This is a genomic window from Leptolyngbya sp. FACHB-1624 (assembly GCF_047649235.1).
Classification (GTDB): Bacteria; Cyanobacteriota; Cyanobacteriia; order Leptolyngbyales; family Leptolyngbyaceae; genus Leptolyngbya; species Leptolyngbya boryana.
Genome location: NZ_CP180258.1, coordinates 1,584,705 through 1,597,238, shown reverse-complemented (window position 1 = coordinate 1,597,238; position 12,534 = coordinate 1,584,705). Strand labels below are relative to the sequence as shown.

The 12,534-nt window shown below is 46.5% G+C and carries 11 protein-coding genes; 4 read left to right on the top strand and 7 right to left on the bottom strand.

Going from position 1 to position 12,534, the window contains the following annotated elements:
* Window positions 1-53: 53 nt before the first annotated feature.
* Complete coding sequence (locus ACMUEV_RS07375; protein WP_190652755.1) at window positions 54-1,667, bottom strand: cyclic peptide export ABC transporter; 1,614 nt, start codon at window positions 1,665-1,667, stop codon at window positions 54-56.
* An 84-nt stretch (window positions 1,668-1,751) separates the two neighbouring features.
* Here ACMUEV_RS07375 and ACMUEV_RS07370 point away from each other — a divergent pair, with 84 nt between their 5' ends.
* Together ACMUEV_RS07370 and ACMUEV_RS07365 are read left to right on the top strand one after the other, a co-directional pair.
* Window positions 1,752-3,104, top strand: a complete 1,353-nt coding sequence (locus ACMUEV_RS07370) for a sensor histidine kinase (protein WP_190652756.1) — start codon at window positions 1,752-1,754, stop codon at window positions 3,102-3,104.
* A 141-nt stretch (window positions 3,105-3,245) separates the two neighbouring features.
* The gene (locus ACMUEV_RS07365; RefSeq protein ID WP_017289783.1) at window positions 3,246-3,920 is read left to right on the top strand and encodes a carbonic anhydrase; all 675 of its coding nucleotides are present in this window, start codon (window positions 3,246-3,248) and stop codon (window positions 3,918-3,920) included.
* A 56-nt stretch (window positions 3,921-3,976) separates the two neighbouring features.
* Here ACMUEV_RS07365 and ACMUEV_RS07360 read toward each other — a convergent pair whose 3' ends face one another.
* The 5 genes from ACMUEV_RS07360 to bioA form a co-directional block, all read right to left on the bottom strand.
* The gene (locus tag ACMUEV_RS07360) at window positions 3,977-4,783 is read right to left on the bottom strand and encodes an AIM24 family protein (RefSeq protein ID WP_017289784.1); all 807 of its coding nucleotides are present in this window, start codon (window positions 4,781-4,783) and stop codon (window positions 3,977-3,979) included.
* A 43-nt stretch (window positions 4,784-4,826) separates the two neighbouring features.
* A complete protein-coding gene (locus ACMUEV_RS07355) occupies window positions 4,827-6,083 on the bottom strand; it encodes an ABC transporter permease (RefSeq protein ID WP_190652757.1) in 1,257 nt (418 codons plus the stop codon).
* Window positions 6,084-6,087: 4 nt separating this feature from the next.
* Window positions 6,088-7,593, bottom strand: a complete 1,506-nt coding sequence (locus ACMUEV_RS07350) for an efflux RND transporter periplasmic adaptor subunit (RefSeq protein WP_190652758.1) — start codon at window positions 7,591-7,593, stop codon at window positions 6,088-6,090.
* A 249-nt stretch (window positions 7,594-7,842) separates the two neighbouring features.
* Window positions 7,843-8,427, bottom strand: a complete 585-nt coding sequence (locus ACMUEV_RS07345; protein WP_190652759.1) for a hypothetical protein — start codon at window positions 8,425-8,427, stop codon at window positions 7,843-7,845.
* Window positions 8,428-8,539: 112 nt separating this feature from the next.
* Window positions 8,540-9,817 (bottom strand): adenosylmethionine--8-amino-7-oxononanoate transaminase, encoded by a 1,278-nt coding sequence (bioA, locus tag ACMUEV_RS07340; protein WP_190652760.1) that lies wholly within the window; start codon window positions 9,815-9,817, stop codon window positions 8,540-8,542.
* Between the two features lie 33 nt (window positions 9,818-9,850).
* On the opposite strand from bioA, the gene ACMUEV_RS07335 reads away from it, so the two are divergent.
* The gene (locus tag ACMUEV_RS07335) at window positions 9,851-10,582 is read left to right on the top strand and encodes a cobalt-precorrin-6A reductase (RefSeq protein ID WP_415354752.1); all 732 of its coding nucleotides are present in this window, start codon (window positions 9,851-9,853) and stop codon (window positions 10,580-10,582) included.
* A 52-nt stretch (window positions 10,583-10,634) separates the two neighbouring features.
* Here the strand turns inward: ACMUEV_RS07335 and gap are convergent, their stop codons facing one another.
* On the bottom strand, window positions 10,635-11,663 hold the full coding sequence (gap, locus tag ACMUEV_RS07330; protein WP_190652761.1) for a type I glyceraldehyde-3-phosphate dehydrogenase: 1,029 nt from the start codon (window positions 11,661-11,663) through the stop codon (window positions 10,635-10,637).
* Window positions 11,664-11,917: 254 nt separating this feature from the next.
* Here gap and ACMUEV_RS07325 point away from each other — a divergent pair, with 254 nt between their 5' ends.
* Window positions 11,918-12,505, top strand: coding sequence for a cytochrome b/b6 domain-containing protein (locus tag ACMUEV_RS07325; RefSeq protein ID WP_190652762.1), 588 nt, complete (start codon window positions 11,918-11,920; stop codon window positions 12,503-12,505).
* Window positions 12,506-12,534 lie beyond the last annotated feature (29 nt).

Sequence of the window (12,534 nt, the reverse complement as noted above, 5' to 3'; positions counted from 1 at the left end):
ACAGCTTATAACCAGAGAGCTTTTTTACATCCTCGATTGTCTTTAAACATCCTCTAAGGATGTTCTGAAGTCACGCGATCGTACTCTACCTTGCCGTAATCGAGCTTGATCACACGATCGCTAAATTGAAAATAATGATCATCATGACTAATCACCCAAACCGTTTTACCCCGATGCTTTAATTTCGGCAAAAACTCGGTGTAAAACAATTCTCGGAAGATTGGATCTTGATCCGAAGCCCATTCGTCGAACAAATAGATCGGACGATCCTCCAAGTAAGCCGTCAACAATGCCAACCGTTTTCTTTGACCTTGCGACAGTTCCGTGGTTGATAATCTTCCATCTACAACCTGAACTTTGTGTTCAAGCTGTAACTGCTGAAGATAGCGCTGAGCATCCTCGTCAGACGCATCTAAGCCGAGTAAGCGATCGAATAAGTAGAAGTCAGCAAACACTGTTGAAAAATGCTGTCGATACCATTCTCGATTGTGCTCAGTAATCGGTTCGCCATCGAGTAAAATCGTGCCAGTTTCGGGCGCATATAATCCCGTTAAAAGCTTAGCGAAGGTAGATTTTCCGCTGCCGTTACCACCAACGATAAACACAATCTCGCCTGCATTCAATGTTAAATCGATCGTGCCTAAAGTAAACTTCGTATCTTCAGACTGATAGTAGCTATGCGTCACACTTTTCAGTTCTAAGCGGTTCCACGTCTGAACTGGACTGGGAATCGTTGTAGACTCGGCTTTTTGCTTCAAGGACAACCCTAGCATGTCGATCTTTTGCAATGACACACTTGCTTGGCTCAGAATCGGCAATTTCAGCACCATCTTATCCAATGGCAACATCAAATAAGTAAACGTCAAAACATAGCCGGACAAGGTTTCAGGCGGAATCGATACAAGACCTGGCAAGGCAAACATCACAAACCCGATCGCAAAAAAGAAGATCAGCTTGCCCCAACTTCCTGCCGACGCAAAGAGCACTAAAGCGTGAATGTTATGCCGACGAAATGACGCGGAAGCGGTCTCTAACTCATCGCGCAGAAACACCTGACGGCGCGGGTAATGCAGCTTCATCTCTTTGATGCCATCGGTAATCGATCGAAAATGCCGAAACAACACATCTTGATCTTCGCGTGCAAATACCATCCGACGACGAGCTTGGTTGAGCATCCATTGACAAGTTGCGAATGCAAAGAAAAACAACCCCATCACCATCGCAAACACAACCCAAGACAGCGAACCAATATAAACAAAACAGCCAACAACTGTCGCCAAATCGATACACAAAAACGGAAACGAAGAAACCGCAGTGGCGACCGCTTGTACATCTTCGGTCAAAGTTGCCATCATGCGCGCATTTCCAAGCTGCTCCAAATGCCGCAACTCCGACGACAAAATTTGTCGGCTTAACTGCAATCTCAATTTAAAGACTGCATCCTGCGCCAACTGAATCAGCACCATCTGCGAAATCACGCTCGTAATCAGCGACACGATCGCTAATCCGACAAATGCCCACGCAATCTGTGACACGGCACCATTGCCCAAGGCGCGGCTAATTAATGCAATTAATCCTGCACTACTCGCCCCGCTCAAAAAACCCGTCAAAATCGCGATCGACACTAATTTACGAGATGAGCGGAACAAAAATGAAATCAATTGCATAGCAGGAGTTAAAAGGGTTCTGGTAAGGTAGACGCAAATTTGGGCAGTGTAGATTTAGCAAGTTTATGGACGATTACCCTTGTGATGACACCATCTACATCTGAGTTTCGATCGAAACTAAACGTTCCCGTGTTGGCTCCCGGAAACGTACAGACAATTCAGCTCGAATCGATGCTACAAGATTTGCCTCTGTATGATTTTGCGGCAGAGTTGGACGTTTTGGGAACGGAGGTGGCTGAGATCTTTGAGCAGCATCCGTTACTCCCAGGGGTAATTTTGACTGAAAATGGGCGCTTTTTGAGCCTGATTTCCCGCCATCGTCTGTTGGAATATTTGCTCCGTCCCTACGGAATTGACCTGTTTCTTGAGAAACCGTTGCGGATTTTACAGAGTTACGATCGCACAGTGCCGCTGATTCTCAGTGGCGACACTCCGATTCTCACCGCTGCCCAACAAGCCTTGCGTCGTCCGTTTGACCGACTGCGCGATCCGATTGTCGTGCGTCTCGGTGCAGATCAATACCGAATTCTCGATCCACATGAATTAAATATTGCCTATTGGCAACTGCGCGGTATTGAAACCCAAGTCAGAATCGAACGCCTCCAGCTTCAAATGCTCCAGAGCGAGAAAATGGCAAGTTTGGGACGCTTGGTCGATGGAGTGTCTCACGAAATTCTCGATCCCGTCAGTTTTATCTGGGGAAATTTGAGTCATATTGCCGAGTACAGCCGCAGTTTGTTGGAAATTATCAGCGCTTACGAGAAATGTATTACGGACGTTCCCCAGAAAGTGATCGATCTCAAAGAAGCGATCGAGTTCGATTATATTCGCGAAGATCTGCCCAAAACGCTAGACAGCATCAAAACTGGAGCCGAGCGTCTCTCCCGTCTTGCCAATAGCTTGCAGAATTTCTGCCATATCGATGAAGTGTATCCGCGTCCAGCCAATTTACATGACTGTCTCGACTCGGTGCTGCTGCTGCTGAAAAGCCGCCTGTCGAGCGACATTCAAGTCACGAAAAATTATGGACACCTGCCGCCAGTGCCTTGCTTCATTAGCCAACTGAGCCAGGTGTTTATGAATATTTTGAATTGTTCAATCGATACGCTGCTGAATCAAGCTGCATACCGAGAACAAAATCCTGATCTAGTAAGCTCTGACGCTCCACAAATTAGAATTTCAACCGAAGTTTGCTCGATCGATGGAACTGGACAGCGTTGGGTTGCGATTCAAATCGCAGACAACTCAAGCGAAATGTCGATCGAAATTCAACGTCAACTCATGCAAGCCTTTTCTACCGAACTCACGAAAGAAACCAGTCTTGCGACAAGTTATCGAATTGTGACAGCAAGACATAGCGGCATCTTCCGAGTTTACTGCGACATTTCACCGAGATTACGGGGCACAGTGTTTGAAATTTTGCTGCCTTTAAACTAGAAAATGCGGAAAAGATGTTTACAAAAATTCGGAAAGTGTTACATTAGCGCTGTAGAAAAGGAAGAATAAAGCCAATCGTCAAGTATGACTTGGCTCTATCGTTCGCAGACTTGCTGACCTCACCGCATTCAGGTAAAGATTATGTCGCTGACCGGACTGATTCAAGGCGTAAACTCGTTTCACAGCAATTACTTCAACGATCACCGAGAATTATTTGAGCGGCTCTCTGGAGGACAATCTCCCGACGTTTTATTCATCACCTGTTCTGATTCACGCATTGATCCCTGTCTGATCACCCAAGCCCAACCCGGCGAACTGTTCGTGATGCGCAATGTCGGCAATATTATTCCGTCTTATGGAGCAGCGAGTAGTGCGGAATCAGCCGGAATCGAGTATGCAGTGCAGGCGTTGGGCATCAAAGACATTATTGTCTGCGGGCATTCGCACTGTGGGGCAATGAAAGGATTGCTGCAAATTGGCACGCTGGCTGAACAAATGCCTGCTGTTTATGACTGGCTCAAACGCCATGGAGAAGCGACCCGTCGAGTCGTACAAGATAACTATGCAGGAATTGAGCCAGAGAAATTATTGAAAATCGCGATCGAACAAAACATCCTCACCCAAATTGAAAACCTTGAAACCTATCCGGCAATTCGCTCCAAACTCCATGCAGGTAAGTTAAACCTTCATGCCTGGATGTATGAGATCGAGACGGGCACTGTATTTGCCTTTAATGCAGAGAAACACCGTTTCATGTTGATGGAAAAGCGATCGTTCCCCGTCCCCGACCCATTAATCACGCACATCGCAAGCTAAAATCTGGAGCACTCCGAGGATGGAAAAGCTCAGAGTGCTTTTCCCACAACAGATCATCAAGTTAAACGAGTCACTCCTAATCCTGCCATTCGCTGATAGACCGATTGCGTCGGAGCAATCCACACGCGCCCTGTTCCTCGGAACGTTTGCAGAAATCCTTCACCACTGGTCATAGCTCCCATCAGAGAGTTCGAGGCTTTCTCCACACTGAACTGAATTCCACTGGTTCGCAACAACGCAAACGACCCATCGACTTGCAGGGTTTCATTCTCTAATGTTAATTCCATAATCTCGCTTAACGGGACAGGAATCCGAAACACGACAATTCCTGTGCCCATCACCTTCGTTTGATAGCGTCCTTCTCCACCTGCAACTCGTGCGCTAAAGCTTTCAACCCGATGCGCGCCAACTTGTATGGAATTCTCACTACAGCAAAACAATCCCTGATCCGCATACAGCGTTTGGTTGTTTAGCTGCATGAACCAGTAATGTCCAAAGGTGGGTTCTAAGTAAATTTCACCCGTGCCACTGTACAACGGCTTGAACATCGTTTCACCCGTACGTGCTGCTGCCAGTGCGCCTTTGACGAGTCCTCCAACCCCTTCTCCCATTCCGGTTGAGCTTTCCATCTCAATCCGACCTTTACTAAATTGCAGTGCTCCCGGTTCTGTGCGAATTCCATCTTTGTCTAAGCGCACTCGTAACTGGCGTAAATGCACGCCTGCTTTGTTCAGAACGTGCAGTTGCTCCGCGATCGCAAGGGTTTCACTTCCCGCCAGTGGTTTATATTCCAACAATTCAAACGTCGTGCCACCACGAGTCACACTATGAACGACGTGAAAAGGCAAATTATTTTCAGTCATAATCCGTTACCTCAGACTGCTCGATTTATCTCAAGAATGCCCCTTACTCACTGCGTAATGCTGTAATCGGATCCAGTCGAGCCGCATTTCTCGCTGGAATTACTCCGGCGACTAATCCCACTCCTAACGCTAAAGTGAGTCCAGCCGCGATCGCGACTCCAGAAATAATGAATGGAAAGCTAAACGCCGTTGAAGCAGCAAACGCTAAGCCTAAACCGACTGCCACCCCGATTGCGCCTCCCATCAGGGAGACTAAAATTGCTTCGGTGAGAAACTGACTCAGTACTGCTTGATTTGTCGCCCCGATCGCTTTTCTGACTCCAATTTCACGAGTTCGCTCGACAACCGAAACGAGCATAATATTCGCGATCCCAATTCCGCCCACAATTAACGAAATCCCCGCGATCGCGCTCACCAATACCGTAAACAATCCCACAACACTACTAAATGTATTAATAATGTCCACCTGATTACTAATCCGAAAATCATCCGGTTTGGGAGGATAGATATTATGTCGAACTCTCAGCAGATTCGTGACTTGAAATTGCGCTGCTTCAAGTTCTTCTTGACTGTTTGCCTTCACCCAAAACCCGCTAATTGCCCGACCATTGAGCGAATTATTTCCCACAATCCGCGCCGACATATTCGTCAATGGGATGTAAACGCGATCGTCTTGATCTTGCCCCCCGACTGATCCTTTTGACTCTGCCACACCGACGACTGTATAGCGCCCATTCTGAATCCGAATATTTGCTCCGATCGCTCGTTCTCCAGATGCAAATAAGTTATCCCGTACCGCACTGCCTAAAACAACCACTGAAGTGGCATTGACTAGATCATCTTGTGTGAAAAACTGTCCTTCTTGTGGTTGAATCTCTTTGACATCAGAATAGTTCAAATCCACACCTAAAATTGAAGTCGAAGTATTCTGACTGCCATAGACAACCTGCCCACCCCGTTGCAAAAAAGCAGTGACTCCTGCTGCTGCTGGAGCTTGTTTGCCAACGGCTTGAGCATCTTCAAAGGTCAATGTACTTGCTGAGCCTGCTCCTTGACTGATCCCACCCGATCGAGCAACCCCAGACAGAACCAGCATCACGTTTGTCCCTAATGCCTGAATCTGCTGCTCAGTCGCTTTCTGCACGCCTTGCCCAACTGAAGTTACTGTGATCACCGAAGCAATCCCAATAATCACACCGAGCATGGTCAAACTCGTTCTTAATCGATTGCTCCACAGCGCTTCTACTGCCATGCTGAAGATCTCTAGCAGTGGAACTTGTCTGACTCGAAGTTTTCCCATAGCTCTAACCTCCGCTCCGTCTACTGCCACCACCAGGCGCACCGCCACCAGGCGCACCTGGGAACACAGAGGGCGTTCTTGAAGTAGGTCGCTCACCCTGCGGAAAACTGAGCAACACGCGATCGCCTTCTTTTAATCCTGATTCAACGACTGTTTTGTCGTCGATCAAAGCTCCGGTTGTAATTTTCTGAAATCGGGGTCTGTCTTGTCCTGCTAGTAAAACTCCTGTCCCTTCAGCCCGCCGAACAATTGCAACAGTGGGCACAACCAGCGCATTTTCAAGCTTGCCAACATTAAATTTCACATTGACATTCATGCCTGCTTGCAGTTGGTTGTCTCGATCGTCGATCGCAGACTTGACCTCAAAGTTCGTGACATTTTGATCCACGGTCGATTGATTAGCAACTTGCACAACGGTTCCTTTAAAGGACTTGCCTGGAAAAGCATCTGCTTCGATCGTTACCGTCTGTCCGACTTTAATTCGAGGAATACTCGTTTCTGGAACTTTTGCCACAATTTGATTGGTTGCGGCAAGAGCCAGAATCGAAGAAGAGGTCGCAGAACTCACATCACTACTTGAAGTCGTCGGAGTAACAAATGAACCCGGATCAGCAAACTTCCGAGTCACCACTCCCCGAAACGGTGCGCGAATAATCGTGTCGTTAATCTGAGTTTGAACGGTTTTGAGCTGTCCTTGAGCATTCATTAACTGAGCGCGAGCGGCTTCTATGTCTTCGGATCGTGCCCCTTCCTTTTGCAAGCTCAATGCTTGCTTGAGTTGTTCAACCTGAGCGCGCGCCGCTTCAATGTCTTCGGGTCGAGTTCCTGTCTGCTGCAAATTGGTGGCTTGTTTTGCTTGTTCAACTTGCGCACGGGCAGTCGCTAATGCGGTTCGAGAGGTGTCCAATTCTCGCTGAGACAATGCTCCAGATCCAAAGAGCCTCTGATTCTGATTAAAGTTCAGTTCGGCTTGTTGTAAGTTCGCTTCGGCTGCGGCTAATTGCGATCGCGATTGAGCAATTTCTTGAGGACGATTGCCCGCGACTAATTTATCGAGATTGGCTTGGGCTGCTGCGAGTTGCGCCTCGGCTTGAGCAATTTCCTGCGGGCGATTGCCAGATTCAAGCTTTGTTACGTTCGCTTGAGCAGTAGCAACCTGTGCTTGTGCTTGCATCAATTGTCCTTGAAAGTTGGAGTCGTCCATGTAAGCAAGCACTTGACCTGCTTCAACTCGATCGCCTTCTTTCACTAATAATTGTCTGAGCACACCCGAACTTTTCGGGCTGACATTGACCGATTGAGCAGGTTGGACAGTTCCGTTGGCGGAAATGGTTAGTGCAGTATCAACTCGATCGACGGTCACCGTCTGCACTCTTCGCCGCGATTCTTGCCGTTGAGAAGCCGTGTATTGCTGATATCCCAAATATCCGCCTATGCCCAATAGTCCGGCAATTCCAAGCCACAATAGCCATTTTGGAATTTTTGGTCGAGTTTTAATCCAATCTTTCACGCTCTCGCCCCCAATCTATCTGTTTCACAGTCTAATGAATAGAAATGAAGTTTAGACAGCGCGATCGCGAAAAGAGTTCAAATTTCAGAGTGGTTGTTTGGCAGTATCACCGTTTTTCTTGCCACAATACCTAAATTTAGAGGCGTTACGGGATGTGGAAGCTTATTTAACCTGTGTATCAAGATTGCTTCAGAAATGCTGGTCGCAGAAATGGCAGTTGTTCCTGCTAGCACAGTGACTCTTAAAGGCTTAGAGAGCAGTTTTTTTTGTCGTTTGGATACAAGGCTGATCCACAAAAAATTGTGTTGCAGGTTCTTCTGTCTCAATCGGACTCAGCCAAATAATCCGATCGCTGACACACAGCATTTTCTCATCACCTGGAACGTGCAGAAAGAAGTTCTCTTGACCAAATTCAATTTTCTGAATCGGGAGCCAGTTTTGATTCGATCGAATCAAAATTTTCAGATTTGTCTTGCGGCTGTAGTGCGTACGCCACGCTTTCCACAGATGACGCACCTCGGTATAGTTTGCTTCGTAACCTGACGGAATCGGGGAATGTTCATATTCCACTAAACCCTGATCGTTGATTCCGATTGGCAGGTATTGATGCTCGGTCAAGATGCGATTAAGTAATTCCTGATAGGCAGAAGATTGTCGAACTAAGATCGCTCGAATCTTTCCAACGAGTTTGGCTGTTGCAATGAGTTCGCCTCTTTTTGCAAGCAGTTGAGCCGAGTTGAAGACAGGCTCAAGTCGTAGATTTTGATTCGCAAGAAAGCTAAGATCGCCCTGAATGAATTTCCGAATTAACTCAACATCGTTAAGTTTAGACATTGCTAGTGTGAGCCTAAAAGCTACTTGTGTATTTTGCTACTAGCAATATTCAGTACTTATTTTTCCTTCTCCGGAGAACTTTGATAAAAAAGTGTAAATTTTCTGCTAAACGTTAGAGGTTTTTTAAGGTGAGATCGATCACTTGATAAACTGTCTCTAACTCATCCGCAGTAATGCAATAGGGAGGCATAATGTAAAGAGTGTCACCCAATGGACGTAGTAGAAATCCAGCCTCTAAGAATTTAGCTTTGAGCAAAGGTGCGATCGCATTAAAGTAACCCGATTGTTCTTCAGTTTTGACTTCCATTGCTGCGATTGTGCCGCAAACTCGAAACTGTTTTAAGCGGGGATTTGAGAAGAGATAGCGATCGAGAAATTTCCAATGCAAGCTTTCTAATTTTTGATAACCATCAGGGTTCTGTTCGAGTAGCTCTAATGACACGACACCCGTTGCACAAGCTAAAGGATTCCCCGTATAGGAATGTCCGTGGTAAAAAGCTTGAGTCGGATCATCTTGATAAAAGGCTTGATAGATGGCTTCCGTTGCAACAGTGACAGAGAGCGGCAAGCACCCACCTGACAGCCCTTTAGACAGGCAAATAATATCGGGAGCGGTTGAAGATTTGAGACAGGCAAATAGCTCTCCAGTGCGACCAAATCCCGTCATCACTTCATCGTAAATTAGTAGCACATTGTACTGATCTGCTAGCTTTCTCAATGCTTGTAAGAATTGAGGGCGGCACATCCGCATCCCGGCTGCACCTTGAACTAAGGGTTCGATAAAGATCCCAATGATGGTTTGCTGCTTGAGAAATTGCTTGATCGCGGCTAACGCTTCAGCTTCTTTGCGATCGACTTCTAAATCTCCGTCATACGTTTCAGGGAAGGGAACTAGCGCTGTCTCGAACATCAGCGATCGAAACTTTTGCCACCAGGTTGAGCCTGCACCGACTGACATTGCGCCGATCGTGTCACCGTGGTAGCCGCCATCGAATGTGATGAAGGTTGTGCGTTCTTCTCCTAAGTTGCGCCAGTACTGATACGCCATTTTCAGCGCGACTTCAACAGCGGTAGAACCATTATCGGAGAAGAAGACTCTAGTAAGCTGTGACGGCAGATGCTTCAGTAACTTACGAGCAAGTTGCTCAGCGGGTTCGTGTGTAAATCCGGCAAAGATGACATGCTCTAAGTTATTTGCTTGCTGATACAACGCTTCTGCAAGTTTCGGATGAGCATGTCCGTGAATCGTCACCCACCAACTTGAAATGCAATCGAGAATTCGGCGATCGTCTTCTAGTTCAAGCCAAACTCCCTCGCCCCGTTTCACCTTCAACGGTTCGGGAGTGGTTTTCATTTGAGTAAAAGGTCGCCAGATGGGAGAGTCTGCCATATACTTTGAAATCACGATCTGAACAATATTATCGTGAAAAAGCGGTTACTCATTCTGGGTGGGACAACTGAAGCAAAGGAATTGGCAGCACGAGCCATAGAGATTGCCAACATAGAAGTCATTTCTTCACTAGCAGGACGGACTCAGACGGCAATCCCTCTATCTGGAACGGTCAGAGTCGGTGGATTTGGGGGAGAGGTGGGATTAGCGCACTATCTTCAAGAGCAATCGATCGATTTATTAATCGATGCGACTCATCCATTTGCTGCACAGATTTCTTGGAATGCGGCAGCAGCAGCCGATCGCGATGCGATTCCTCGATTGATGCTGAGTCGTCCTGCATGGAAGCCCGAATCGAATTGGATTGAAGTCGAAAGTAACGAAGCCGCTGCAGAGATCCTACCCGATCTCGCACAGCGGGTCTTTTTAACGATCGGGCGACAAGAACTTGCAGCATTTGCTCATTTGCGGCAACTGTGGTTTTTAATGCGAATGATTGATCCGCCGACGGGTCTAATTCCGCCCGGAGAAGTGTTACTTGCTCGGGGGCCTTTTACGTTAGAACAAGAGCGATCGTGGATGCAGCATTATCAGATTTCAGCGATCGTCAGTAAAAATAGTGGCGGAGATGCCACCGCTGCAAAACTCATTGCAGCACGAGAACTGGATTTACCGATCGTCATGGTCAAACGTCCGGCAATGCCAACGGGGGAAAGAGTAACAGACGTGAAAGACGCATTATTGTGGATCGCTCGCTTCGTTTGAAGATAAAAGGACTCCGATTCTTCAAAAAGTCAGAGTCCTTCAAGTCTCAAAGTTAATCTAAAATGCCGTCTTTTTTCGCCATCATCATCATCAAATCAACGACCCGATTGGAATATCCCCATTCGTTGTCATACCAAGACACAATTTTAAAGAAATTGGAATTCAGTTCAATTCCTGCACCTGCATCAAAAATGCTAGAACGGCGATCGCCCTGAAAATCAGTGGAAACAACTTCTTCATCGGTATAGCCCAAAACCCCTTTCAGAGAATTTTCCGCGGCTTCTTTCATAACTTCGCAGATTTCCTTGTAGGTCGTTGGCTTCTCAGTTTTAAACGTCAAATCCACGACAGACACATCTGGAGTCGGAACCCGGAATGCCATTCCTGTCAGCTTCCCTTTCAACTCTGGCAGCACCAAACTCACTGCTTTTGCTGCACCTGTTGAAGAAGGAATGATATTTTGGGCAGCACCGCGTCCGCCGCGCCAGTCTTTTTTACTGGGGCCATCCACCGTTGGCTGAGTCGCGGTCATCGCGTGAACCGTCGTCATCAAGCCTTCAGTAATCCCAAAATGATCATTGAGGACTTTCGCAACTGGGGCAAGACAGTTTGTGGTACAGCTTGCATTCGAGACGATCGTATCGTGCTCAGGATTATACGAATCGTGATTGACTCCCATGAGCAGAGTTTTGACCCGTTCAGGGTCTTTGGTCGGAGCAGAAATGATCACCCGTTTTGCACCTGCTTTCAAGTGAGCTGAAGCAGTTTCAAAATCGGTAAATAATCCAGTCGATTCCACAACATAATCTACATCCAAATTGCCCCAGGGCAACTCAGCCGGATTCCGCATTGCAAAACAGGGAATAAACCTGTCATTCATCACAATGCCATCCGGCTTAGCTTGCACCTTGCCGGGATATACCCCATGAGTTGAATCGTATTTCAGCAAATATGCCAAATTATCAGGCGGAACTAAGTCATTGATCCCAACCACTTCCAGATCGGGATGCTCAAGTGCGGCGCGAAACACAAGGCGACCAATGCGACCGAAACCATTGATCCCTATTTTCACAGTAGCCATGTGAAGAACTCCAACAATAATGATGGAAAAATGAAGTATGAAATCGAGAAAATCACACTTCAAAATTTTTGGTGTTCACATACGGTATCGCATTTATTTCAATAAGCCTTCAGACGTAATCTTTTGATCAGGCTTGGTGAAATTTGTCAGGAAATAATCATGTTACATCCTGAAAAAAAACAATAACTAATTTTGAGTTTTGTGCAATTTCTAAGGTATATCAGTAAAGAGTATTGTCTAGAAATTCAGAATTTATGTCTCGTACAAAGCCTTATCAACCTTCACTGCTGAGATTTTTACACGGGATCAATGCGCTATTAGTGATCGCTGCTTTGCTCAGTGGATTCTGGGTCTATGACACATTTGATCAAAGATTTGGCAAAATTCCGTTACCGAGAATTAATGCAATTATTGATTATCACGGTACGATCGGGTTGACTTTTTTTCTGTTTTCACCTTTGTTCTTAATTTATAGTCTTTGGCTAGGCAGAAAGAAGCTGATTCAAAACAATACGATCGCGAATCTCACCCAAGTTGGCAAACCGATTTGGTGGGCAACGCTGCAACGCTGCACCAACACCTTGATGATTGTGGCGATCGTCTTTGCCGCTGGAACTGGCAAACTCATGGATGAAACTTGGTTGCCCCAAGGTCAGTTATTCCATGTCGCTTACAGTTTTCACTTGATAGCCTGGGCAACGATGCTGATTTGTCTCGCTCTACACCTATTGATGAGTGCAAAAGTGGGTGGAGTTCCGCTTTTACTCTCCATCCTCAGTTTTCGAGTGCGTCCTGATGATCACCCGAAATTGTGGATTAAACAACTTCGCGATCGAAATTAATCACGTACACTGCTACAAGAACGTGATCG

Bases quoted from the DNA above. Each gene is read 5' to 3' on its own strand.
- ACMUEV_RS07375 (WP_190652755.1), bottom strand. From the start codon at position 1,667: ATGCAATTGATTTCATTTTTGTTCCGCTCATCTCGTAAATTAGTGTCG.
- ACMUEV_RS07355 (WP_190652757.1), bottom strand. From the start codon at position 6,083: ATGGGAAAACTTCGAGTCAGACAAGTTCCACTGCTAGAGATCTTCAGC.
- ACMUEV_RS07365 (WP_017289783.1), top strand. From the start codon at position 3,246: ATGTCGCTGACCGGACTGATTCAAGGCGTAAACTCGTTTCACAGCAAT.
- ACMUEV_RS07370 (WP_190652756.1), top strand. From the start codon at position 1,752: ATGACACCATCTACATCTGAGTTTCGATCGAAACTAAACGTTCCCGTG.
- bioA (WP_190652760.1), bottom strand. From the start codon at position 9,817: ATGGCAGACTCTCCCATCTGGCGACCTTTTACTCAAATGAAAACCACT.
- gap (WP_190652761.1), bottom strand. From the start codon at position 11,663: ATGGCTACTGTGAAAATAGGGATCAATGGTTTCGGTCGCATTGGTCGC.
- ACMUEV_RS07325 (WP_190652762.1), top strand. From the start codon at position 11,918: ATGTCTCGTACAAAGCCTTATCAACCTTCACTGCTGAGATTTTTACAC.
- ACMUEV_RS07360 (WP_017289784.1), bottom strand. From the start codon at position 4,783: ATGACTGAAAATAATTTGCCTTTTCACGTCGTTCATAGTGTGACTCGT.
- ACMUEV_RS07345 (WP_190652759.1), bottom strand. From the start codon at position 8,427: ATGTCTAAACTTAACGATGTTGAGTTAATTCGGAAATTCATTCAGGGC.